Source organism: Clostridium sp. FP1, assembly GCF_011065975.2.
GTDB classification, from domain to species: Bacteria; Bacillota; Clostridia; order Clostridiales; family Clostridiaceae; genus Clostridium_AD; species Clostridium_AD tagluense.
Genome location: NZ_JAAMNJ020000001.1, coordinates 4,227,606 through 4,252,921, shown reverse-complemented (window position 1 = coordinate 4,252,921; position 25,316 = coordinate 4,227,606). Strand labels below are relative to the sequence as shown.

Below are 25,316 nucleotides of genomic sequence, written 5' to 3'. Positions count from 1 at the left end.
CCAATTATTAATAGAAACCGGCATTTTCATGCTAAAGAATGCTTTCAGGGGCTTGAGCCGTATGAAGGGAAACTTTCAAGTACGGTTCTTAGACGGGAAAGTGGAAGTAATTCCACCTACCTAGTCAGCAAGAAAACCTTTGGTGAGGAAGAAACAAAAGATAATCTAATAGCACTACTTAATGCAATCCTAAGTAAAAAAGATAGAGATAAATTAGTAACACTAGAAATAGTTGGGAATAAAGGGCTAACACCTGAATTAATCGGAGATAAGACAGGCATAATAGATGTTCGAGCTAAAACAGAAGATGGTACACAACTTGAAATAGAAGTGTAGTTAACAAATCAGTCTCATGACTTAGCTACAAAGATGAATTTATATCAACACTTTGGAGTAAATGAATACTGGATAGTAAACCCTAAAATTAAAACAGTATCAATATATAAAATTAATGAAAAGTGTTTTTATGAGCAATTTGGAGTTTATAAAAATGGAGAAGAATTTGAATCAGCTACTTTCAAAGAACTTAAGATAAATTTGAGAGAAATTTTCGAGCTTTAACTTCCCTGGGGGTTGTAGCAAGGAGCTAACCTTCCAGGCATCTCCTAGTACCTTGGGGGAAGATCAAATTTTTACTAAGATGGTAAAAAAATAAAAATAAAGATACTTGGCGTCAGCCAGGGAGGAAAACTACTGAATATATTTTGGTGTTTTTTTTTCATCGTGAAGAGAAGGATATGCTATATTTAATTCAAAAATTATAGTAATTGTGGTATTATATAACTATAAAAGAAAGGGGGGAGTATATGTCTAGAACTAAGCAACTAAAGAAAAACAAACTAATATGGGCACTAATTATTTTATTAGGAGCGCTAGCAATTTTTTCATACATTATATTATATAATGGTGGAGTAGTACTTAAAAAAACCACTTCCACAGAGGTTATAGATAAACTTAAAAATGTACAGGTAAAAGGTGGACAATTTGAATTAACTCAAAAGAATATAGATGAGTTAAGCAGCTTATATTTTGCAAAGCCTATAAGTAAAGGAAACGTAACTCTTACAGGAGTTAGTGTTCAAATCTATAATGACGAGATTTTAATTAAGGCTCCTATCAGTTACAAGAAGATTAACTTGTTATTGTCCACCAAGGGGAAAATAGATTTTTCTAATGGGAAAATTACATATACTGCTGATAATTTTAAAATTGGCAAGCTTACACTACCCAAAAAATTAGTAATGTCCCAAATGTTAAAGCTTAAGAATGAGAGGATTTATGTTGAGGACAATTTAATAAAAATTAATCCAAGCATAATTCCTTTTAAGATAAACAGTCTTAAAATTAAAGATAATAAAATTTTAGCTGTAGCCTTGACTCAGGGTACAAAAACCTCATTTGCAGAGCTAGATAAAATGAGTGAGAAAGAAATAGATAGACAACTAGCTTCAGTTAAGCAGAAAATACAAAGTGCCACTGCATTTATGAATGAGGCAGAAAAAGCAAAAGCAAAGGAAATTCAAGGCATCATAGAAGAGGTTAAGGGAAAATCTATACAAGAAAAGAAAAAAGCTATAAGTGATACTATTGGTCAACTTAATGAGGCTATTAATAAAACAACAGACAGTGAGAAAAAGAAAGAATTAGAAAAAATAAAAGCAGAGGCTAAAAGGGCTGAAAATATTGCAGCTGAAAAGGAAAAAAAATCTCAGGAGCAAAACCAGATTAGGCGAGTTGCATTAACAAAAGCTGCGCAGGATCTAAGTGGTGCATATTCTCAGCTAGAGACCTCAAAAGAGAAGCAGATAATATCAATAATGCAGTCAACTATGGATAAGATGGCATCCGACCCTTCCTATAATTCTAGCTCAGAGCAAGCTTCTGTCAAGTCTATGTATAGTACATTAGATTCAGGCAGCAGGAATAAAGTCAAGTATGCATTAGCTTCTAATGTTGAAGGTAGCAATCTTCAATTGCTAAGAGATATTTTTGGAGTATAGGACCATTAAAATAAAAGCTATCAAAATACCTAAGAAGTATTTTGATAGCTTTATTTTTTTAATTTTCAGGGCTGATGGGTCGAAAATTAGCGAATTAGTTATTTATTTATAAAAAAATATGATATGATAGAAGAATTGGAATTAATATAATGATTCCAAAGTAAAAACTAATTAATTATGAAGATTTAAAAAAATGGATAGTGGAGGCTAGACAATATGTTTACAGCTTTAAAAATAGCCTGGAGATTTTTAATAAACAGTAAGATTCAAACGTTAGTAATAATTTTAGGTATTGCCATAGGTATTTCAGTACAAATATTCGTTGGACTACTAAGCATGGGACTTGAAACTACATTGCTGGATAAAGTGGTTGGAAATTCCACTCATATAACAATCTACCCTAAGAATAATATAATAGAAAATTATCATGAAAAGGAAGAGAAAATTAGAAAATTGGATAGTAAAATAACATCAGTGGCGCCTGTAGTGGAGTACGGTGCATCTATTAAGCTTAGGGATATGGTTGAAGCAATTCAAATTAGAGGATTTATTTCTAAAGATTTGGATTCATTATATAATATAAAAAATAAGATTTATAAGGGAAGAACCCTTCAAAATCCTAGAGAAGCAATATTAGGAAAGGAACTTAGTGAAAAATTAGGCTTAAAAATAAATGATAATATTGATATAGTAACGCCTGATGGAAGAAATATGGTCATAAAAGTGGTAGGATTTTATGATTTAGATACAATAAAGGTTAATAAAATTTTAGTTATTACAGATTTGAAAACTGCTCAAGATTTAGCGGCGGTTGGTGATGCTGCAAGCTCCATGCAATTATCTACAAGTGATCCTTATAATGCAGATTCTATTGCAACCAAAATAGAATCTGGGCTAAAAGATAAAAATTTAAAGATAGAAAATTGGAAAGATCAAAATAAACTATTAGTAAGTGCCATAATGGGTGAAAAAGTATGTAGTATAGTAATTCAACTTTGCGTAATGATTGCAGCTGTTTTAAGTATAATAAGTATAATGGGTATAAGTGTGGTTCAGAAATACAAGCAAATAGGTATTTTAAAGGCTATGGGTATAAAAGATGGTTCAGCTGGTGCTATATTTTTAATTCAAGCTTTTATATTAGGTATAGTTGGTACTTGCCTTGGTGTGTTTTTAACATATATATATATAAGAGGCTTTAATAGATATATAGTTTCCTCAGATGGAACACCTATAGTTAAGATAATTATAAATTATAGTTTTATAATTAAATTATGTATTATTGATGTAATTGCATCAACTTTAGCAGCATTTTTTCCAGCTATAAAATCCTTTAAATTAACGCCTGTGGAGGTCATAAAAAATGGATAGTATTATACAACTAAAAAATATCAATAAGATTTATGGCAGAAGAGTTAAAACACAAGTATTAAATAATATAAATTTATCTATTGATAAGGGATCTCTTAATTCTATTATTGGGGAATCCGGTAGTGGTAAAACTTCATTATTAAATATAATAGGAATGCTGGACAAGCCTACAAGTGGACAAGTAGAAATGGAAGGTAAAAGAATAGACAAAATGAGTAGAAGGTCTTTAGCCTCTATTAGAAATAGAGAGATAGGTTTTGTATTTCAATTTCATTATTTATTACCAGAATTTAATGCATTGGAAAATGTGCTTATGCCACATTCTATAAGAAATTTGTTTTCTGGCAGAAAAACTCGTGAAAAAGCAAAAGAACTTCTTGAACTAGTTGGACTTCCAACGGTTAAACATAACAAAGTATATGATTTGTCCGGGGGAGAGCAGCAAAGGGTAGCAATTGCTAGGGCACTCATGAATAATCCTAAAATAATACTGGCAGATGAGCCTACAGGGAATTTGGATTCTCATGCGTCTGAAGCTATATACAATATATTTAGAGATATAAATAAAAATTTTGGAACTACCTTTATAATAATAACTCATGATGAAAGAATAGCAAAAAAAACAGATAGAATAATTGAAATAAAAGATGGTGTCATTTAAAGCAATCGAACTACAAAGAAAATAGTGCCTTTACGGCACTATTTTTTTTTATATATCACAGGATAATTTATCTGTGATATTGACAAAATCATTAATTAATGAAAAAAGTATATAGCTATTTTACTGCAAAAAATGTCGAATTGAAGTTAAGAATATATTTCCAAATATAGGAGCTAAACTTAGCGTTAAATAATTTCTGCACAAAATTTTAATAATTAAGTTTAAAAAATACGGTTATTTCATACAAACTAAAGATTTTTAGCAATTTTTTTATTTATTATCATTTCGACAATATACGACTAGAATTTAAAGTGTTTCTAGGAAATAGTTAATTACATTAGTATGATAATTAATAATGAATAATTTACCTTAAATAATGGTTTAACTTACCTGTTGTAATTCGACATATTTCTAGTATAATACAATTAGTTTGTTATTTAAATCCAAATGTATTTTAAGAAATATTATCTAGGACTAGCATATTGAAGGCTTGAAAGCTAAAAGAAATTTTAGATCACAGAAAAGAAGGATATAATTTTTTTTATGGGATAAGTGGGACAAACTTTAATATTATAAGGCGAAAATCAAAAATAATATTTTATAATGCAATAATTATAGTTGAAATTTGACGAAATATGGTATAAGATAGAATAATAATATGAAAATTGTAGAAATTTGATATAAACATTACAATTGTTCTCCGGATTTAAGCATTTTATTAAAAATGCGGTGGAAATGAAAAATATCACAAGCACATTGAGGTCTTTAATTACAATATTACTATAAAACTGGCCAAGTCATTTTATAGTAACAAAAAATAGCGACCTAGGGGGCGCGTAATTAAAGAAAAGCTAATTGTACTCTTTAAAAAGACTGCAATTATAATTACGTTTTTATTTTTATATAAAATAAAAAATATCTATTAATGGGAGGGACAAACATATGAAAAGAATCAAAAGAACATTAAGTATATTTATGGCAGCACTATTTGTAATGGCTGGAATTTTAGGCAACGTTACGGCAAAAGCCGAGGCAGTAGTTGTTCCAGTAGTAAATTATGTTGGAATAGAACATTCACCACTAGTGGTAGGGGACACTGAAAACTTTACAGTAACTTCATCGAATTATGAGGGCCTAGTACAATACAGAGCATTCCTTTTCGACGGTAAACAGTGGAATGAATTAACAAGTGGATATGGTGCAGCAGTAGATTCTAAAACACCATATGCGTTACCAGAAACAAAAAAATTCACACTAGGAAAGCAACAGCTTTCAGTTTGGGTAAAAAAAGCTGGAGAGACAGGTGTTAAATCAAACAAAAACGGTGACTTTGATAGTTACTATGTAGCAGCACTAAACTGTGTAGCTAAAGATGATGCAAATAGAGTATACGCTGATGGAAAAGCGGATTATACAGTTAATGGAATGAAATTAACTTTTAATAAAATAGAAGGAATAGGCGGAATCGAAGGACCATACAAATACGCAATACATATAATGGATCCATTGACTGGAGTATGGACAAAGAGAGTAACTACTTATCAAGAAACTCCATCATACACATTCACAAAAGAAGGAACTTACATGGTTGTTGTACATGCAAACACAGAAAAATCAACAACTTGGGAAAAATACCTAGCACAAGACAAAACAGTTGCAAATCAAGGTTCAACATATGGAACATATGAAGCTTGGAAAACAATAATGGTAACTGTTAAAGCAGAAGATACAGTAAAAGTATTTGATACTACTGTTAAAGAAGCTGCATTTGGATCATTAGTAAATGTAACTATGACAGCAGATGGCGTTAAAAACTTTGCTACAGCTACGCAATACCAAATATTTAATGGTACAAGCGCTATATCATCTATGAGTGACTTAGGAGAGGCTACAACAGTTTTCCCAGCTAAAACTTCTGGCGATAAAGTAAATGTTAAATTATTTGATGCAAGTGCAAAAGAACTTAAAGTTATAGAAGTAGCTTTAGGAGAATCAGGAACAATTACAGTTGTACCAGTAGATCCAACTACAGTAGAAGTTAAAGCAACAGTAAAACCTGCTACATTTGGAGCATTAGTAACTGTTACATCGACTCTAAAAGATGCAGTTAAATACCAAGTATTTAATGGTACAGAAGCTTTATCAGCTATAGAAGTTCTAGGGACAGCTACAACAGTTTTCCCTGGAAAAGTTGCAGGAGACAAAGTTAATGTTAAATTAATAAATGAAGCTGGAACAGTGATTGCAACAAACGAAGTAGCTTTAGTAGCCGCTAACTAATAACTTTTAAAGAACTTTAATTCTTAATTAATATTTGATTAAGGGTAGTTAATAAGAAAAATCAACTAAAATAATGGAGGTAGAAATATATGAATAAAAAAATTACAAGTTCAGTTCTTGCTGCTGTAATGATAGCAGGAACAACATCTTTCTCAGCTTTTGCTGCAATGGCAAATGGTACTGTTGTAATAGGAAACAAAGCTTTTGACTTAGCTTATGCTAATGATGCAAAAAATCTTACTGAAATCACTAATGCAATAATTGCAGGTGGAGCAGTTTACGTTAAAGATTTCCAAGGAAATTGGATAGACAATACTACAGGACTCGTAGTAAATGTAGGTGTTATACCAGCTGTAGTTTATAAGAATGCTGCTGGAATAGAAACTAATTTTGATGCTAAAGATACAGATATAGTGACTACAGCATCAGTTACAACAGTAAATGCAATTAATGCTAAAACTCTTGAAGTTAAATTTAACAAATCAGTTGATGCAATAGATGCTGCAATTACAACAAAATATGCTGTAGCAGGCATGGATATCACTAAGGCAGTGGTTTCAGAAGATGGTAAGACTGTTACGCTAACAACTAAAACTGAGTTAAAAGTTTCAAATGCTAAAGTAACTGTTTCACCAATCAAAACAAAATCAAATGTTACCGTTTTAACAGCTGAGTTTAATACATTGCTAACATTTGCAGATACAACTTCAGCCACCGTTAAATCTGTTGCAGCAAAAGGAACTACAGCGGTTATCACTTTTGATGAGCCAATACAAAACGAAGGAACAGTAAGCTTAGATGGTGTTCAGCTTTCTAGTACTCAATATACTTTAGTTGATAATATGCTAACAATCACAGGGTTAACTGCTGATAAGTCTTATAAAGTAGATATTATTGGAGCAACTGACTTCGCAGGTAATATCTCGAACCCAATGGCTGTTAACTTCACAGTAGACAGGCTAGTAGTTGATAGTTCAAAGCCAACTGTAACTTCTACAGTTAATGGTACAGAAATCACTTTTGATTTCTCAGAGGAATTATCTAAGCAGAATCTTGATGGTAACGCTTCTATTGAAGAGTATGCAAAAGTAACTGTAGGAACTAGTGTTTTCTACTTGACTGATGCTCAAATTAAAGATACTACTGATAAAACTAAATTTACTTTAGATGCAGTATCTGCATTAGGTTCAGAGAAATTTATAAATACAACAGTTAAAGTAGAAGGACAAAAAGATCTAGCTTTGAATGCTGGAGATGCATTTGAATTCAATGCTACTCTAACTAAGGATTCAACTCCAGCTACTCTTTCATCTACTTCAACAAAAATGTTAGTAGCTGATGATACAGCGGTTGATACAGATAAAGATGCTTTATATCTTACTTTCAATAAGCCTGTAAAAGTTAAGGGCGCATTAACTCTTAAAACTAGGAATGGCGTTGTTTATACTGCGGGAACTGTAACAAATGTAAATGAAGTTACTGGAACTGGTTTTGATGTTGATGCTAACGGCAAAATTGAAGGTGATGAGCTAAACACTATTAAAGTTGATATAGACTTAGATAGCAACTCTGTATACACTTTCGAATTAGCTGCTGGATCCGTATCAGACTTGTCTGGAAATGTAAACGCAAGTGTTATTACATTTAATGCTGCATCTGGTACTTTCCAAACTCCACCTGGAACAGTTACAGATTCATTAGTATTTGCTAGTACTACACCTGTTGTAGTAGATCCTACTAACAATAAAGTGTTTACTGTTGAGTATGCTACAAACGTTACTAATTCAGCAACAACAGCAGTTAATTACACTCTTGGAGGAAAAGCATTACCAACAGGTACTGAACTTCAGTTTGTTGATGGTACTAAGAAAGTAAGATTCACATTACCAGAAGGATCTATTACTGCTAATGGTAATTATGTTCTTGGAGCTAAGAATGTTATAGATACAATTGGAAACACTTTGAAAGATGGAAAAGCAACTGTTCAAGTTCCATTAAAAGAAAATGTTGCTCCAGTAGCTTCTAAAATAACTGTAGTTGATAGTAAAAATTTCACTGTTGATTTCTCAAAATTACTTGTAGATACTACAACTCCAAGTGGAGTTATAGTGAAAATCAATGGAACTGTGGTTACTGCAGTTGTTACAAGTGCTAATGGTAAATTAGCTGTTAAAACTACTAACGACTACTCATTAACAGATACAATTACTGTTGAATTCAAAGCTGCAAACTTAGTAGACGGCAATGGAAACTTTGTTAAAGACTCTGTTATTTCTAAATAGTAAATAAATATTTTAAGAAAGGCCCTGTGGAGATGCTCTCCACAGGGCCTTTTTTAAAGAGGGGACAGGCACTTGTAAAAAAATGGGAAAGCATAAAAAGCTTTTATAATATATAAAACAATGATAAAATTAAAACATATGTTATAGAATGGCAAGTTCATCTTTGAGCTTGCTTGAGTACGATGTAAAATTAATGATTGAAATATTATTTCGTAAATACTATTTTAATGAGAGGAGAAAAATATATGAATGATGTTATAAATTTCAAAAAAGGCTCTAATAACAGTGTAGTTATTGATATTTCCGATACAACCTCCATTGTTAGTATTACAGTTCCTTCAACAGAATTATATAGTGCAGACAAAGAAAATGCTTGTGCATTTAAGGTTAATGAGGATGGAAAAATAATAATTAATTGTAAAACTAGTGAAGATAGTATTAAGATAGTAAATACTATTGCTAAAGAGGAAGTTAAAGAGGAAAATTTAATTGATACCTTTGAAAAAATACCAGAAGGGCTATCAGAGGAGGAGGTAAATAAAATCCTAGGATTTTTAAAGGGGAAAGATCTCAAAGAAACCGGATGGAGTATGATATATCCATATAGCGTTAGTGAAACAGAAGATGGAGACATAAAGATTACATTAGTAATACATAATGGAGCTAAATTACGGTTAAATTTACCGCAAATATCACTAAAATTGACAGATGCAAACAAATCATTAATAATAAAAGAAGAAGTTGATATAGATGCAATAGTGAATCCTGGAAAAATAGGAATATTTGAAACTATAGTAAGTAAAGAAAAACTGAAAGAAAGTACTATTAATTTGGAAAAATGGGATATAATTTTTACTGGGTAAAATTAAATGTGCAAAATAGTAGGAAATATAAGTAGGTTTGTGTAAATTATTTACACAAACCTACTTATATTTAAGTAAAATTACTATACTATTTTGACGTAACTTGTAGTATTACATCTTTGCTGGCTTTTTGAATTATAATATTTGCCATATGCTTATCCTTTTTTGCAAAAATACTATAGTGTTTTTTTGCATCTGTAATGGTCCATCCATCTTTTTTTAAAATATTTTCATAATCTTCAAACACCTTTATATCTGTAGTGTTTTTTATAGTATATGTTGAAGTAGCAAGTGCTGATTTTTTGCTTGCAGCAGTGTACTCAGTTGGTTGTACTCCATTATATGATGGAAGATACGTTAATTTTTGAGTATAGATTATTTTAGTACTAGTACTAGTATTAGTAGTAGGTGTAGTAGTGGTAGCTTTACTGGAATTAACAGGAGCTTTTGCACCACATGCAACAAATAATATTGATATACCTAATACCATAGGAATGTATAAAAATTTTTTCAAAAAAATCACCTCATTAAAATTTTAGTCAAGATTCGAGGTAATGTCAAGTTTTTCACAGAAAACATCCATTCAACAGGGAGGATTAGCCCTTTATTTCTACAAACTCTTATCTGATATTTAGAATAATAATGAAAACAAGTTTATAAAATTAATGTATATATTGACCTTTTATGGTTTAATTATAATAAGATTTATAAAAGTGCAACTATATTGTCGGACTAATCGTTATTTAAGGGTAAGGGGTAAAATTTCAACAACTATAATTTTCAACCATATTTAGCAGCATAGGTGATGATTTAATAGTACATAAAATCACAATTAATATTTGATTAGCTTAATATAAAGTATTAAAGATAAAACAAAACAATGGAGGTATAAATATATGAATAAGAAAATTACAGGGTGTGCTCTTGCTACACTCATGATAGCAGGATCAACATCCTTCTCAGCTTTTGCTTCAATGTCCAGTGGTACGGTTGTAATAGGTAATAAAGCTTTTGACTTAGCTTATGCTAATACACAAGCGAATATTGTTGAAATAACTAACGCGATAGTTGCAGGTGGATCAGTTTATATTAAAAATTTCGACGGAAAGTGGATTAGTAATGAAGGTGGATTAAAAGTAGAAGCAAGTGTTATACCAGCAGTAGTTTATAAAAATGCTACTAAAGAAATTAAATTTGATGCTGGAGATAAAGATGCATCAGGTGCTCTAGAAGCATCATATTTATCAACATTTACTAATGCAACAAATGCAATCAACAATACATCTAATGTTGTATATTTAACAGCATCAGATCAATATGGAAAAGCTTATAATATAGCAACAGATTCTTCTTATAAAGTAACAGCCACAGTAAATGGAATGCCTTTAACAACAGAAGTGAAACTCGCAACAGAGAATAATATGGCAAAAATCACAATAGCAAAAGAGTTAGTTGAAAATGACGCTGTAGTTATTAAAGTAGAAAAATTTGATAAAGATGGAGGGGATAAAACAGCTAAATTATTAGCTTCAATAAGTTCTGTGTACATAGTGGAGAAAGATGGAGCAGTTGTTCCTAAGTCAATTGCAAAAGTAACTCCATCAGTAGATAGTATAGTAGTAGGAGATGCAAAAGTAACTTTAACAGCTGATATAAGAAATCAATTTAACAACCCAATGTCAGATGCAGGTAAAGGTAAAACACTAGTAAGATGGGTAGTAGACGCAGGTATGGATTTAATAGATGATAATGGGGTACTTGGAAATGAATCACAAAGTGATAATGATACACAATTAAATAAAGTTGAATTCACAGCTACAAAACCAGGTACAATAACTATAAGTGCATATAATATTGCTAATGGCGCTAAAGCTACATATACAGTTATAGTAGCACCAGCTAAACTTACAGCACTTAGGCTAACTTCCGAAAATCCAACTACGCAGTTTAATAATGAAAATATTAAATATAATAAAATAGCTAGAAATGATGGTACTGTATTAACAGCGGATATGATTAAATTTAACATAACTCCAAAAACTGTAAATACAGGTGCAAGTGATATAACAGTTTCAGCTGCACTCAGAGGTGGTAATGGTACTGATAAAAATGATATACTAATCAATGCTAAAACAACAAAAGTTGGGACCTATGAAGTTACACCATATGTAGGAACCACATTTGATGCAGAAGGTACTATAAAATCAGCAAAATTTGATGTGGCAACTACATTAAATTCAACCGCAACAAAGATTGATCCAATAACATTACCAAAACTTAAAGTTGATATAAAACAAGCAGCAAACTTAGTGATAAGAAATACTTATGGTGAAGTTATAGACGTAACTTCCAATAATGTTACCACTGTAGTTTATAAAGATGGAATAGTATCTGACAAAGTAATAGTGGAAAAATTAGATAAAGATGGACAACTAGCAACTACAAAGGCAGTCAAAACCTTAAGATTTAATGCCATAGCTGGTGGAAACTATGTGGTACGCGTAACCGTTAATGGAACAACTGCAACCTATGATATAGCAGCTTTAGCAGAACTTACAACAATTAAAACAATTGAGTTTGGGAATAGCGTTGCACAGGATAGTATAATAGCTAATGCTACAGAGCCTGTTTATAGAGTGATAAGTGTAAAAGATAGTAAAGGTGATGAAATAACTCCTGATGTTAAAGATTGGTCTATTTCAACTAAAAATGGTGCAAATGCTATTGCGAGTTTTGCAAGCCTTGTTTATTACAAACGAGATGCAAGAGGGCTCGTTGTAGAAGCTACTTCAATAGAGGCGCAAGGAATAGCTGTGAAATTTGCTCCAAATGTAGCACCTATAAATGCTTATACTGCAGATACAATATTAACAGTAACAGTTGGAAATAAGGCAATATCTGCAACAGATGTAATCAAAGATACATTAAATGTAACTGTAAAAGCTAAGAGTTCAGTAAAGAATATAACTCTAGCAGATTCAGCTGTTACAGTAATTCCTGGAGCTACTGTTAAAAAAGAATTAGTTTTACTTGACCAATATTCAAAAGTTATAACTGATCCTACAATGGTAACAGCCATGGCAACAGATGATACAAAAGTTACTGCGGCAGTTTCCTTTGATGCAATAGCTAAAAAGATGTATATAACATACACTGGTAAAAAAACAGGAACTGATACAATAGTTTTAAAAGCAGTGGCTGACGCTAATGTAAAACTAACTGTAAATGTAACTATTGGGGATAACACAAATATAAGCTCCATAGCCTTTGATGCAAATCGTTATAAAGTGTACAATTCAACTGATGATACTAAGGACCAAACAGTGGCATTAACTTATAAAGTAAATGGTGGATTAATAGACGTTCCTGCAAGTGCAATTAGTGTAATTGCTGATTCTGATTTAGTTACTGTAACCAAATCTGGTTCGGAAATATTTGTTAAAGCTAAAGCAAATGATGCTACAACAGGTATTGGGGGTAGTGATGCAGTTGTAACAATAAGCATTCTCACAGCTAATGGAAAAACATCTTCAATATATTTAACATTCTCTGATGATGCACCAGTAGTTGATAAATCAACGGTAGTAATTAAAGACACTGTGGATGAAAATATAGATGTAGCAGGAGTACAATTAGTAATTGGAAAAGGTGCAAATGGAAATGCTAATATGGAAACAACAGGACAGATTGTTTTAATAGGCAAAGATCAGTACGGAATTGAAAAAGAAGTACAAGCTGATACAACCTGGACGTCTGCAAGTGAGGAAGTAGCTACAGTAAATTCTTCTGGTCTTGTGACAGCAGTAAAAGCTGGCAAAACAACTGTAACAGGATTCTATAAAGGAAATTTATATACTATAGAAATTGAAGTACATTAAAAGGGGTCAGACCCCTGGGTAAATATGGAATAAAAAACAACCCTAGTACATTAATTGTGCTAGGGTTGTTTTTTTAAAAATAAATTAAGAGATTATGTTATGTTCTACAATAGGTAAATTGACTAATAATGGATACGATGATACAATAAAATAAGCCATATATTTGGTTTATACACTATAAAATAACGGGGGAGTTGCGTAAGTATGAAAAGATCAAGAAATTATCTATGTTCCACAATAATAATCATATCAACATTTATGACTATAAATGTATTTGCACAAGGAGTAAATGTAAATAATAATACTAGTATTACAACGGATAAAGTTACATTAAATAATAAAATTATTGTTAAAGATGGGGATGGTGATATAGACATACAATTAAATAAATCAAAACAAGGAGGGTATAAATTCATTCAGTTACAAAAGCATAATGATAAATGGGGATTATCAATCAAAAAAGAAAGCAATTCAAATAATGGTAACCATTTGAGTCTGGATCTTAATTTTGGCTTTACTACTGAAAATAGGTCTAATATAATTGATCCAGTATTTAATCAAGATATGTATACTGATACTGATGGTGATGGGTTAACCGACTATCAAGAAATTCACAAATATTTTTCTAATCCTTATAATAGAGATACTGATGGTGATGGAATACCAGATGGTGACCTAAATGAAAGAACCGAAAATACCTATGTAATTAAGACTACAATGAGAATAAAGAAACCTTATAATATTAATGTAATGAAAAATGATAATTATCAAGATGTTACATTAAAAGGAGAAACTTCAGAGTATGGTATATTTGATATAGTTCTATATCCATATAATACCAATAATGTAGATTCAAATTATAACTGGAAAGACTATGCTAAAAGTTCGGAACTTCAACAATATTTAAAACCTACAATAACTGCTAATTGGGATAATCAATTAAGGACAACTATAATTTCAGATTTAAAATATCAGGGTATTGATATAGAAAATTCTATGTATAATGGGGTTAAAGTTGCAGACACTCAAATTGTAGAAAAAGTAACAAATTATATTTTTAATAATACACAAAGCTTAAAAGAATCTACTAATTTTTATACATCTTTTTCCAATGGTATACCTACAATAGCACCAGAATTGCAAGCAGCATTTCAAAGAGATAAGGGCGATCAATCATGGTCTACACAGGAACAATTTAATCATGAATTGTATGGTAAGCAGATGTACATGAATAAGCAACATGGTTCAGATACATCATCAGCAATATTGATGGAAACTGTATTTAGAGCTATAGGTATTCCTTGTAGGATAATTCAAACAGTACCTATTATTGACTGTAATGACCCAATTCAACAAGCGTTATTAAATAATATTAGTGATGCAGATATTCGTGGTAAGGTAAGACAAGGTACAGCTGGAATGGTGGGATTTTCTTCTCCTACTTATAATGAAATTTATGTAGGCAACAGATGGGTTAGACTAAACTATGATAAAATAAATCAAAATATTTTTGATGAAAAAAATTCTGATGCTATGATACATTTTAATACAATCAATGATTTATCTGATACTGATTTAACTGTATGGGGAAGAAGATATGCGTTGCAGGTAAAGGATACATTTAAATATGATAATCCTTACGAAACAACAAATATTACTTCTGTAAATGGTATTCACTCTAAACTAAATATAAGGTAGTAATAGGGTATGTATTTGTATCTTAACATTAGTTACCTAGCAAATATAAAAATAAATGCTGTAGATAAATTATCTACAGCATCAACTTTTTGAACTATTATTTAATGCTATTTACCTGTTAATCCACTTTCATGGAACTCTTTTACAAAGCCTTCAGTTGCTTTATTTATTTTTTCTTTTAAGAAAACCCCAAGAAATAAAGAAACAACAAAATATATAGCCAGTATTAGCATATCTTTAATTAACACGCCCGGTATAATTCCCGCTGTTGCTTCCCTCATTCCTCCTATGGCATAAGTAAATGGCATCATTGGATTTATATATTGAAAGAAAGAACCCAATAACTCTACTGGAAATGTTCCTCCGGATCCAGAAACTTGTAATACCATTGCTACCATGGTGAGAGCTTTACCGCCATTGCCAAAAACAGATACTAACGTATAGATTATGGTAATAAATACAACACTTACATAGATCCCAATTAGCACAAGTGGAATAGGGGATACTGTGTAAGTCTTAAGAACAAATAAGTTACCAGCTATAGTTACTAAAGCTTGCATAATTGCAACACTTAAAAATATAAAATACCTTCCGAAAAATTTTTCATTTGTATTCATAGGTGTACCATCATCAAAGTCTTTAACATGAACTGATAATAATGAAACCAGTATATATGCACCTACCCAAATAGCAAGTATAGTATAAAATGGGGTCATAGCTGAACCATAATTAGGAATTGGATAGACCCTATTTTCTATTAGCTCTATAGGATTTGCTAAGAAGTCACTTTTCTTTTTACCATCCTCTTTTAACATCTTGATAAGTTCATTAAGTTTTTCATCATCAGTAAGGTTTCTTAATTTTTCAGCATTTGAATGCATATCTTGTTGAATCTTAGGAAAATTATCCTTTATTTGCTTTAAACCGTCTACGCTTGAGTCAATTTGAGTATTGGCTTGATCAAGTATGCTATTAAACAAGGGCATATTACCTTGTATACTTTGTAGCATATCCGCTGCAGTATTTGATAGCCCACTTGCATTGTTCATTACATTATCAATTATTGGGTTAGTATCTCTGTTGAAACTATCAATTGTATTATTCATTAACCCTGAAGTTTTATTGGCGCCTTTTATTGCAGCGTTTATATTACTAGTTAAAACCTCATTACCAGTCTCTAGGGTACTAATCATAGAATTAACATGGCTTTGCTGGTTTACCATTTCAGTTTTAACGTTTGAAAGATTATTAATGAAAGTTCCAATAAGAGTACTGTTTAAGGAATTATTTATTGATTTATTAAAACTTAAAACATTGTCGATTTTCTGTATTCCATCCCTATATTTGTCCCGGGTCTTAATTAAAGTGGCTTTAAGTAAAGCCTTATTTGATGGCTGAGAGTCTTGAAATTGAATTAAAGAGGATTCAGCAAGATCTGCTGTATTCTTTATAAGAGCAAGGTCAGCCTTCACAATTGGAGATACAGTTTTAAGTGAATCTTTTGCCTTTCCCATGTTTTCATTGCTTGTTTTAGTAATGTCTAAAGTATGGTCTACGGCGTCAGATATAACAGGAATATCACCTTCAACATTTTTCATGAATTTTTGAAACATTAAGGAGCCTTCATAAACATTATCTATGGATTTCCCGATTTCAGGCATCTTATCATCTACGCTAAGCATTCTATCAATAAGACTTTCCAGTTCTGGTTTGTTTTTCTCAAGCTTACCTCCAACTTGGTTAAGGTAAGAAAAAATTGCGCCACTAGCTGTTTCAATAAAGCTTCTTGATATTTGCTCTTGTAGAGAAGTTGCACCCTTTCCAGTAATTTTTGGAGCTATAGCGTTTAATTTTTCATTAACACTATAAATTAGTTGTGGTTTCGTTGGGGCATTATAAGTTCCAATAGAAAGAAGATCCTTTGAAAAATCCTTAGGGATAGTTAAACTGGCATAATATCTACCGTATTTTACACCCTCCTTAGCATCGCTCTCATTTACAAATCTCCAACCAATAGAGTCATTAGTTTTTAATTTTTTTACTAAATCACGTCCAATATTAACTTTAACATCTTTTAACTGCGAACCATTATCCAAATTAACAACTGCAACTAAAAGTCCTTTAGTCTTTGAATATGGATCCCAACCTGCTTGAATATTAAACCATGCATAAAGTGCCGGTAAGCAAGATACTCCAACTATTATAATTAGTGTTATATAGTTGGAAAATATATTTTTTATATCTCTTTTATAAATTTTAAAAACAATTTTCATATCTATTTTATAAGTTTTTAAAATATTTTTTATACATATTTTAGAACTTTTAAAAATATTCTTCATAAACCTCCACAACCTTACTTATATATTTTAAAATTAACATTACTGCTTTTTAAGATTTTCGATAACTAATTTTATTTAGTTTAATGGTGTGTATATATATTAAGCACTAGGAATCCTTCGCAGGGCAAAGTATCAAATACTATTACTCGGCGAGGCCACTTTCATCAAACTGCCTTGCGGAGTGTGAAGTTATTTTAGTCATTCTTTCTTGTAATAAAAGTCCTAAAAGTAAAGAAACAACAAAATATTTGCCCAGGGTTACCACATTATTCATTAACACTTCTGGTATAATTCCTGCGATGGCTTCCCTCATTCCGCCTATAGCATAAGTAAAGGGTAGCATAGGGTGTATATATTGGGAGAACGTGCCTAATAATTCTACTGGAAATGTTCCTCCTGAGGCAGAAATTTGTAGTACCATCACTACAACAATCAAAGCTTTACCTATATTGCCAAAAATACATACGGTTGCGTACATAAGAGTGATAAATACAATACTTACATACACCCCAAACAGCGTAAGTATAATAGGGGAGACGGCATAGGTCTTCAGTAAAAACAAGTTACCACCTATAGTGACTAAAGCTTGCACAATTCCAATACTTAAAAGGGTAAAATATCTTCCCAAAAATTTTTCCCTTGTATTTATAGGTATGCCACCCTCAAATTCTTTAACCTCAACTGATAAGAATGAAAACATTATAAGTGCGCCTACCCAAATAGCAAGCGTAGTATAAAATGCGGACATAGCTGAACCATAATTAGGTATTGGATAGATGCTATTTTGCTTTAAATTTATGGGGCTTGATAAAAAGTCACTTTCTTTTTTACCATCCTTTTTTAACATCAGGATAATTTGATTAAGTTTTTCATCACTAGTAAGGCTTTTTAATTTTTCTGCATTTGAATGCATATCTTGCTCTGTTTTGGGGAAATTATCCTTTATTTTCTTTAAACTATTTACTTTTGAGTCAACTTTATTAACCGTTTCTCCAAGTAGTTTATTAACCGTGGGCATATTGTCTTGTACGCCTTGTAACATGCCAACTGCATTATTTGATAACTTAGTTATGTTTTTCAGTGCATCATCGATCTTTGGGTCGATTGTGGTGTCAAACTTATCCGTCAAATTATTCATTAACTTTGAAGTTTTATTCGCACCGCGCATTGCAGCACTTATATCACTAGTTAAAACCGAATTTCCACGATCAAGAGTACTAATCATAGAATTAATATCGTTTTGTTGGTTTGCCATTTCATTTCTAACGCTTGAAAGATTATCAATTAAAGTATCAATAACAGCACTGTTTAAAAAATTATTCATTGATTTATTTAAACTTGAAACATTGTCAATTGTTTGCATTCCATCCCTATACTGGTCTCGAACTTTAATTAAAACATCTTTCATTAGAGCATCATTTGAGGGGGTTAAGTCTTGGACTTTAGTTAAAGAAGATTCAGCATTATCTGTTATATCCTTTATAAGGGAAAGGTCTTCCTTTACAATTGGAGATACAGCTTTCAGGGAATCTCTTGATTTTTCTATATAGCTATTACTTGTCTTAGTAATGTCCAAAACATTGTCTAATTCATCAGATATAGTAGGGACATCTCCCTGAACCTTATGCATATATGTTTGAAACATTACAGATTGTCCATAAATATTATCTAAGGACTTTTTAATTTTAGGCATTTTATCATCTAAGCTAACCATTATATCAATAACACTTTCTACTTGTGGTTTGTTTTTTTCTAATTCAACTCCAACTTGGGTAAGAAAAGAAAAAATTGTTCCACTAGCTGTTTCAATAAAAGTCTTCGTGATTTCTTCCTGCAGAGAAGTTGCACCTTTTCCAGTGATTTTTGGAGATATAGCATTTCTTTTTTCATTAACAGTATAAATTAGTTTTGCTTTCGTTGGATTACTGCTAGTTGCAACAGAAAGAAGATCCTTTGAAAAATCCTTAGGAACAGTTAAACTGGCATAGTATTTACCGTATTTTATACCTTTTTGGGCCTCGCTTTCACTTACAAAAGTCCAACCAATAGATTGATTAGTTTTTAAATTTTTTATCACATCATTTCCAATATTTACTTTAACATTTCTTAATTCCGAACCACTATCTAGATTAACAACTGCAACTGAAAGTCCCTTAGTATTTAAATATGGGTCCCATCCAGCTTGAATATTAATCCAAGCATAAAGTGCGGGCAATAAAAGTAGTAATAATATCATGGATAATGTTGCACGGCTTGTTAATATATTTTTCATATCTCTTTTATAAATTCTAAAAACACTTTTAATATTTATTTTATAACCTTTTAAAATATTAGTCGTATGCAGCCTACAACTTTGCAAAATATTTTTCGTATGCATTTTACAATTTTTCCAAGCATTTTTTATATGCATTTTGGAACTTTTCGAAACATTTTTTATATGTGTTTTATGACTTATAAAAACATTTTTTATATATGTTTTATAATTTCTCCAAATATTCTTCATAAACATTCACAACCTTACCTATGTATTTTTTACAGACCCTGTTATACCTCAATCCTAAATTCTACATTTTAACAGCCCATTAATAAATCTATGCAGTTTTATTAGGAATTAGGCATACTACTTGTACATTCCATAATTAACAGCAACACCTTTCAAGATTTTTCACAACTAATTATAATTCTATTAGAAGCTTTAAGTATTAATATATCTTAGCACCTTTATACGTAAATGTATATCTTAGAAAGTCAAAGAATAGGCAGAAAAAACAGGAAGATAGAGTATTTGACAGGGTAATGTTTCTTGCTTTTCTAATATATTCATAAAGGACCTTGACATGTAAAAAATTCAAATATATAATATATTACGTATACGAAATGTTTTCATACGTAATACTTATAAAAAAGGCATTTAGTCAAAAATATATTTAAGGTGGTAAATAAATATGGAAGAGTTAAATAAAGATAATCAGTTAAATGATAACGTTGAAGTGGCAAGGCTATTTCTCCAGGTCCTTGGACTATTTAAACATAAAGTAATTAAAATATTTGAAGATACAGGTGTTACTGGGCTTCAAGCTATGACTATGGGTATCATTCATAGAGAAAAAAGAATGAAAATGACAGAACTTAGCAGAAAGCTTACATTATCTAATAGTACTGTATCGGGTATTGTGGACAGGCTTGAAAAGCAAGGTATAGTGGAAAGAGAAAGAAGTTGCGAGGACAGAAGAGTTGTGTATGTAAAAATATCTCCTAAATTCAATGAAACGCATGAAGATATTCATAAATTAATTCAAGAAAATACTGTAAACATAATGAAAAAGGGAACTCCAGAAGAGATTAATGGAATAGTTGATAGTTTGACCACTCTTAAAAGGCTTTTAGGAGAATAAGATAAATGATTAAAGTTAGTTTTTTGATCGGAGATGATTAATTCGTGATTAAATTGTACAGGTTTTTAGATAAATTCAGGACGCAAATAACAGCAATAGTTATACTTATTTTCTTTCAAGTGATTGCAAACCTTTATTTACCTACTTTAAGTTCAGATATTATTGATAAGGGAATTGTTAATAATGATTTGAATTACATTTTTAAAATTGGTGGTCTTATGATTCTTGTTTCAGCAGGTGGGGTTATATGTTCAGTGGTAGCTGGATTCTTATCCTCAAGAACTGCAGTAGAGTTAGGAATGATTATCCGTAGTAAAATTTTTGCGAAAGTTGAAAGCTTCTCATTACATGAATTTGATAAAATAGGTACGGCCACATTAATAACGAGAACGACAAATGACGTTACTCAAATTCAGCAAGTAACTGTAATGATGTTTTCTATAATGTTATTCGCACCACTTACAGGCATAGGTGGAATTATTATGGCATTAAGAGAAGACAAGCCTTTAACTTGGATTTTTGCAGTTGTCATTCCGTTACTTACTATTATTATTGGAATGGTTCTTCAAAGAGGCATTGCACTGTTTAAATTAATGCAGGTAAAATTAGATAAACTAAATCTTGTTTTACGTGAAGGTCTTACAGGCATCAGGGTAATACGTGCTTTTAACCGTATAGAAAATGAAAAAGAAAGATTTGATGCAGCTAATTTAGGTCTTATGAATAACTCAATAAAAGTAAATAAAATAATGGCAGTGCTTATGCCAATTATGATGTTAATTATGAACCTTACAACCGTTGCAATTTTTTGGTTTGGAAGTGAAAGAATAGATGCTGGTAACATGCAGGTTGGATCACTTATGGCATTTATTCAATATGGGATGCAAATTTTATTTTCTTTCTTAATGATTGCCATGATGTTTATAATGATACCTAGGGCTCAAGCTTCTGCTGAACGGATAAATGAAGTACTGGAGATGGAACCTGAAATCGTAGATTTAGATAAGACTAGTTTGGCAAACAAGAAAAGCGGATATGTTGAGTTTAAGGAAGTAACCTTTAGTTATCCAGGTGCAGAACAACCCGCAATTAGTAATATAACCTTTAGTGCTGGGCCTGGTGAAGTAACAGCCATTATAGGCGGTACTGGTTCAGGTAAATCAACTTTAATAAATTTAATACCTAGGTTTTATGATGCTACTTCTGGCTGCGTTTTGGTTAATGGTGTAGATGTACGGGAAATCAGCCAGGAAGACTTAAGGGTAAAAATAGGGTTTGTTCCTCAAAAGAATGTTCTCTTTTCTGGTACTATTGCTGATAATATTAAATATGGTAACAATAATGCTACTTTTGCTGAAATTAAGCATGCAGCGGAGGTAGCTCAAGCCACAGATTTTATAAATGGAATGGATATGGGATTTGATCATTTCATTGCACAAGGGGGAACTAATGTTTCAGGTGGGCAAAAACAGCGTCTTTCTATTGCCCGTGCTTTAGTTAGAAAACCTGAAATATATATATTTGATGATAGCTTTTCGGCACTTGACTTTAAGACTGATGCAAGACTTCGGGCGGCGCTAAAAGATGAAACCGCTACAGCTACTGTTCTTATTATAGCTCAAAGGGTTGCAACAGTTATGGATGCAGATAGAATAATTGTCTTAGACGAGGGTAAAATTGCGGGAATGGGAATTCATAAAGAGCTTTTAACTAGTTGCAAAGTATATCATGAGATTGTATCCTCACAGCTTTCAGAGGAGGAATTAGAATGAGTGAAAATACAAAAAAAGATAATCAACGTGGAGGTGATGGTGGAGGCTTTGGAGGGAATTTAGGAAAACCTGTACAGAAAGCAAAGGATTTTAAGGGCACATTAATGAGACTACTCGGTTATTTAAAGCCAGAGAAATTTAAATTTATTTTAGTATTTATATTTGCAATTCTTAGTACGGTTTTTAGTATAGTGGGTCCGAAGATTTTAGGAAAAGCAACAACTAAATTGTTTGAAGGTATAATGGCTAAGACGCAACTGAGAGCGCTAATACCACAAGAGGCTATGCTTACTCCTTTGGCTGCAAATCCATATACTGCAACAGGTACAGTTGTAGGAAGCCTGGCCAAAGTTAAGGCTGCCATCTCTCAAATAATAAATTTTAATGGTGGTAACATAGATTATCCATACATAGAACGTATAATTTTACTATTAATAATATTATATTTGATTAGTGCGCTTTTTAGTTACATTCAACAGTTTATTATGGCTGGAGTTGCTCAGAAAACTGTTTATGGTTTACGTACAGAGGTTGAAGATAAGCTATCTAGATTGCCACTTAAATTTTTTGATTCAAGAACTCATGGTGAGATATTAAGTCGTGTTACAAATGACGTAGATAATATTGCCACTACCTTGCAGCAAAGTCTTACGCAACTTATTACTTCCATAGCTACGATTATTGGGGTTGTAGTTATGATGTTATCAATAAGCCCATTATTAACACTGGTAGTTATCTTAACCCTACCAATGTATGTAATAGTAACAACCTTTATTGCAAAAAAATCACAAAGATATTTTGCAGCTCAACAGAAAGAAATTGGAGCGCTTAATGGACATGTGGAAGAAATGTATACAGGGCATAAAATCGTTAAAGCTTTTGGACATGAGCAGGATTCCATAGAAGAGTTTAATGCAATTAATAAAAGATTATATAATTCAGGTTGGAAGGCTCAGTTCATATCGGGTATGATAATGCCACTAATGAGGTTTATAAGTAATTTAGGTTACGTTATAGTATCCATGGTAGGTGGGATTCTTGCCGCTAAAGGAAAAATTAGTATAGGTGATATTCAAGCATTTATTCAATATTCAAGTCAGTTTACTCAACCAATAGTTCAAACTGCAAATATTGCAAATGTAATTCAATCAACGGTGGCCTCTGCTGAACGTGTTTTTGAACTTTTAGACGAGGTGGAAGAAGTAGCAGACGCGCCTAATGCTAAAGTGTTGCAGTCACCTAGAGGTGAAGTAAAGTTTGAGAATGTAGATTTCAGCTATAAAGCAGGAGAACCACTTATAAGTAATATGAATATTGATGTTAAACAAGGTCACACCATAGCCATTGTTGGACCAACTGGTGCCGGTAAATCTACTCTTGTTAACCTATTGATGCGTTTTTATGAAATAGATGCTGGAACAATTTCCATTGATGGAGTAAACATTAATGATATAAAACGTGGGGAGCTTAGAAATATGTTCGGTATGGTACTTCAGGATACCTGGCTATTTAATGGAACAATAATGGAAAATATAGCTTATGGTAAAGATGGAGTATCAGAGGAAGATGTTATGCAAGCGGCAAGAGCTGCCCATGCTCATCACTTTATTAAGACCCTTCCAGAGGGTTATGACACGCTTTTAAATGAGGAAGCATCTAACATATCTCAGGGGCAGAAGCAGCTTTTAACAATTGCTCGTGCAATAATTGCAAACCCAGCAATAATGATACTTGATGAAGCCACAAGTAGCGTTGACTCAAGAACAGAAGTTTATATACAAAAGGCAATGGCCGAGCTTATGCAAAATAGAACAAGTTTTGTTATTGCACATAGACTTTCTACAATTAGAGATGCGGAGTTAATACTAGTTATGGATAAGGGAAGTATTATTGAAATGGGTAGCCACTACGCGCTCCTTTCACAAAAAGGCTTTTATGCAGATCTTTATAACAGTCAATTCACTGGTGCAAATTTAGATAATTAAAAATTAAAGGTAGGTGTACAAAATGAAGGGTAAATTTAAATTATTGTTAACAAGTATTTTAGTCCTAGTTCTATTGATAGGAGGGGCTACGGTGGTATATTACTGGTATGAGGATACTCATTATGTGTCAACGGATAACGCGGTACTATCCGCTGATTTTATAAAAGTAACACCATTTGCTTCTGGAAAGCTTTTGGAGTTCAATGTAAAAGAAGGGGATTCTGTAGTTAAGGATCAGCTTATTGGACGCTTAGATGCGGGGACTTCCGGTGGTGCGGCATCAAATATAAGAGCACCAATTAGCGGGACGATTGTTCAAAATAATACACATATTGGAGAATACATATCGAGCTTACAGGTACCAACACTTGCTCTTATAATGAATCCTCAGCAAATTTATGTCACGGCTAATATCGATGAAACAGACCTTAACAAAATAAAGGTAGGTCAACCAGTTAATATAACTATAGATCAATTTAAGGGTAAAAAATTTACTGGTAAAGTAAAATCAATGGGACAGGCCGCAGCTGATGCTTTTTCTTTTCTTCCAGCTCAAACTAGTGGTACTTTTACAAAGGTTGAAAAAAGAGTACAAGTCAAAATTGAGTTTGATAGCGTTGATACTAAATTATTACCAGGCACAAATGCTATTGTGAAAATACAAACAAAAAAATAGTGCATGTGGTGGTTTAACGACATTTCAGAAGGAAGTCTCCTACTTCTATAAGTGGGAGTCTAAATCTCCTTCTGAAGTCGTTAATATTGCAGATTCGCAGAAGATGATTTAATAAA

General features: G+C 31.9%; 16 protein-coding genes and 1 pseudogene. 14 read left to right on the top strand and 3 right to left on the bottom strand.

The window, feature by feature from the left end; genetic code table 11:
- Positions 1 to 3 precede the first annotated feature (3 nt).
- The 8 genes and pseudogenes from G9F70_RS27340 to G9F70_RS20320 all read left to right on the top strand — a co-directional run bounded on the left by G9F70_RS27340 (position 4) and on the right by G9F70_RS20320 (position 9,457).
- A complete protein-coding gene (locus G9F70_RS27340) occupies positions 4 to 336 on the top strand; it encodes a PD-(D/E)XK nuclease family transposase (protein WP_318011021.1) in 333 nt (110 codons plus the stop codon).
- 15 nt (positions 337 to 351) lie between these two features.
- Positions 352 to 561: pseudogene (locus G9F70_RS20350) on the top strand (Uma2 family endonuclease); the annotation flags it as partial.
- Between the two features lie 245 nt (positions 562 to 806).
- Complete coding sequence (locus G9F70_RS20345) at positions 807 to 2,000, top strand: hypothetical protein (RefSeq protein WP_164947406.1); 1,194 nt, start codon at positions 807 to 809, stop codon at positions 1,998 to 2,000.
- Positions 2,001 to 2,216: 216 nt separating this feature from the next.
- Positions 2,217 to 3,371: an ABC transporter permease gene (locus G9F70_RS20340; protein WP_164947405.1), complete on the top strand. Its 1,155-nt coding sequence runs from the start codon at positions 2,217 to 2,219 to the stop codon at positions 3,369 to 3,371.
- Positions 3,364 to 4,032 carry an ABC transporter ATP-binding protein gene (locus G9F70_RS20335; protein WP_164947404.1) on the top strand — a complete coding sequence of 223 codons (669 nt, stop codon included), beginning with the start codon at positions 3,364 to 3,366 and terminating at the stop codon, positions 4,030 to 4,032. The genes G9F70_RS20340 and G9F70_RS20335 overlap by 8 nt, the downstream gene beginning before the upstream one ends.
- 942 nt (positions 4,033 to 4,974) lie before the next feature.
- Positions 4,975 to 6,312: a hypothetical protein gene (locus tag G9F70_RS20330; RefSeq protein ID WP_164947403.1), complete on the top strand. Its 1,338-nt coding sequence runs from the start codon at positions 4,975 to 4,977 to the stop codon at positions 6,310 to 6,312.
- 89 nt (positions 6,313 to 6,401) lie between these two features.
- The gene (locus G9F70_RS20325; RefSeq protein WP_164947402.1) at positions 6,402 to 8,594 is read left to right on the top strand and encodes an S-layer homology domain-containing protein; all 2,193 of its coding nucleotides are present in this window, start codon (positions 6,402 to 6,404) and stop codon (positions 8,592 to 8,594) included.
- Positions 8,595 to 8,839: 245 nt separating this feature from the next.
- The gene (locus tag G9F70_RS20320; RefSeq protein ID WP_164947401.1) at positions 8,840 to 9,457 is read left to right on the top strand and encodes an SLAP domain-containing protein; all 618 of its coding nucleotides are present in this window, start codon (positions 8,840 to 8,842) and stop codon (positions 9,455 to 9,457) included.
- Between the two features lie 88 nt (positions 9,458 to 9,545).
- On the opposite strand, the gene G9F70_RS20315 is transcribed toward G9F70_RS20320, so the two are convergent.
- Positions 9,546 to 9,971 carry a hypothetical protein gene (locus tag G9F70_RS20315; protein WP_164947400.1) on the bottom strand — a complete coding sequence of 142 codons (426 nt, stop codon included), beginning with the start codon at positions 9,969 to 9,971 and terminating at the stop codon, positions 9,546 to 9,548.
- 382 nt (positions 9,972 to 10,353) lie between these two features.
- Here G9F70_RS20315 and G9F70_RS20310 point away from each other — a divergent pair, with 382 nt between their 5' ends.
- Both G9F70_RS20310 and G9F70_RS20305 read left to right on the top strand, forming a co-directional pair.
- Positions 10,354 to 13,335 carry an Ig domain-containing protein gene (locus G9F70_RS20310; protein ID WP_164947399.1) on the top strand — a complete coding sequence of 994 codons (2,982 nt, stop codon included), beginning with the start codon at positions 10,354 to 10,356 and terminating at the stop codon, positions 13,333 to 13,335.
- A 204-nt stretch (positions 13,336 to 13,539) separates the two neighbouring features.
- The gene (locus G9F70_RS20305) at positions 13,540 to 15,033 is read left to right on the top strand and encodes a hypothetical protein (RefSeq protein WP_164947398.1); all 1,494 of its coding nucleotides are present in this window, start codon (positions 13,540 to 13,542) and stop codon (positions 15,031 to 15,033) included.
- Between the two features lie 107 nt (positions 15,034 to 15,140).
- Here the strand turns inward: G9F70_RS20305 and G9F70_RS20300 are convergent, their stop codons facing one another.
- Together G9F70_RS20300 and G9F70_RS20295 are read right to left on the bottom strand one after the other, a co-directional pair.
- On the bottom strand, positions 15,141 to 17,372 hold the full coding sequence (locus tag G9F70_RS20300; protein WP_164947397.1) for a YhgE/Pip domain-containing protein: 2,232 nt from the start codon (positions 17,370 to 17,372) through the stop codon (positions 15,141 to 15,143).
- Between the two features lie 142 nt (positions 17,373 to 17,514).
- Entirely contained in the window at positions 17,515 to 19,644 is a 2,130-nt protein-coding gene (locus tag G9F70_RS20295) for a YhgE/Pip domain-containing protein (protein WP_224617708.1), read from the bottom strand.
- Positions 19,645 to 20,317: 673 nt separating this feature from the next.
- On the opposite strand from G9F70_RS20295, the gene G9F70_RS20290 reads away from it, so the two are divergent.
- From G9F70_RS20290 to G9F70_RS20275, 4 genes are all read left to right on the top strand, one after another.
- Positions 20,318 to 20,767, top strand: coding sequence for a MarR family transcriptional regulator (locus G9F70_RS20290; RefSeq protein WP_164947395.1), 450 nt, complete (start codon positions 20,318 to 20,320; stop codon positions 20,765 to 20,767).
- 44 nt (positions 20,768 to 20,811) lie between these two features.
- On the top strand, positions 20,812 to 22,539 hold the full coding sequence (locus G9F70_RS20285; RefSeq protein ID WP_164947394.1) for an ABC transporter ATP-binding protein: 1,728 nt from the start codon (positions 20,812 to 20,814) through the stop codon (positions 22,537 to 22,539).
- On the top strand, positions 22,536 to 24,524 hold the full coding sequence (locus tag G9F70_RS20280; RefSeq protein WP_164947393.1) for an ABC transporter ATP-binding protein: 1,989 nt from the start codon (positions 22,536 to 22,538) through the stop codon (positions 24,522 to 24,524). Before G9F70_RS20285 ends, G9F70_RS20280 begins: the two co-directional genes overlap by 4 nt.
- A 91-nt stretch (positions 24,525 to 24,615) precedes the next feature.
- Positions 24,616 to 25,200, top strand: coding sequence for an efflux RND transporter periplasmic adaptor subunit (locus G9F70_RS20275; protein ID WP_318011005.1), 585 nt, complete (start codon positions 24,616 to 24,618; stop codon positions 25,198 to 25,200).
- Positions 25,201 to 25,316: the final 116 nt, after the last annotated feature.

What these genes read in the sequence shown, in the direction of transcription:
- G9F70_RS20340 (WP_164947405.1), top strand. Translation starts at nt 2,217, where the DNA reads ATGTTTACAGCTTTAAAAATAGCCTGGAGATTTTTAATAAACAGTAAG.
- G9F70_RS20330 (WP_164947403.1), top strand. Translation starts at nt 4,975, where the DNA reads ATGAAAAGAATCAAAAGAACATTAAGTATATTTATGGCAGCACTATTT.
- G9F70_RS20300 (WP_164947397.1), bottom strand. Translation starts at nt 17,372, where the DNA reads ATGAAGAATATTTTTAAAAGTTCTAAAATATGTATAAAAAATATTTTA.
- G9F70_RS20325 (WP_164947402.1), top strand. Translation starts at nt 6,402, where the DNA reads ATGAATAAAAAAATTACAAGTTCAGTTCTTGCTGCTGTAATGATAGCA.
- G9F70_RS20280 (WP_164947393.1), top strand. Translation starts at nt 22,536, where the DNA reads ATGAGTGAAAATACAAAAAAAGATAATCAACGTGGAGGTGATGGTGGA.
- G9F70_RS20345 (WP_164947406.1), top strand. Translation starts at nt 807, where the DNA reads ATGTCTAGAACTAAGCAACTAAAGAAAAACAAACTAATATGGGCACTA.
- G9F70_RS20310 (WP_164947399.1), top strand. Translation starts at nt 10,354, where the DNA reads ATGAATAAGAAAATTACAGGGTGTGCTCTTGCTACACTCATGATAGCA.
- G9F70_RS20305 (WP_164947398.1), top strand. Translation starts at nt 13,540, where the DNA reads ATGAAAAGATCAAGAAATTATCTATGTTCCACAATAATAATCATATCA.
- G9F70_RS20290 (WP_164947395.1), top strand. Translation starts at nt 20,318, where the DNA reads ATGGAAGAGTTAAATAAAGATAATCAGTTAAATGATAACGTTGAAGTG.
- G9F70_RS20295 (WP_224617708.1), bottom strand. Translation starts at nt 19,644, where the DNA reads ATGAAAAATATATTAACAAGCCGTGCAACATTATCCATGATATTATTA.
- G9F70_RS20320 (WP_164947401.1), top strand. Translation starts at nt 8,840, where the DNA reads ATGAATGATGTTATAAATTTCAAAAAAGGCTCTAATAACAGTGTAGTT.
- G9F70_RS20335 (WP_164947404.1), top strand. Translation starts at nt 3,364, where the DNA reads ATGGATAGTATTATACAACTAAAAAATATCAATAAGATTTATGGCAGA.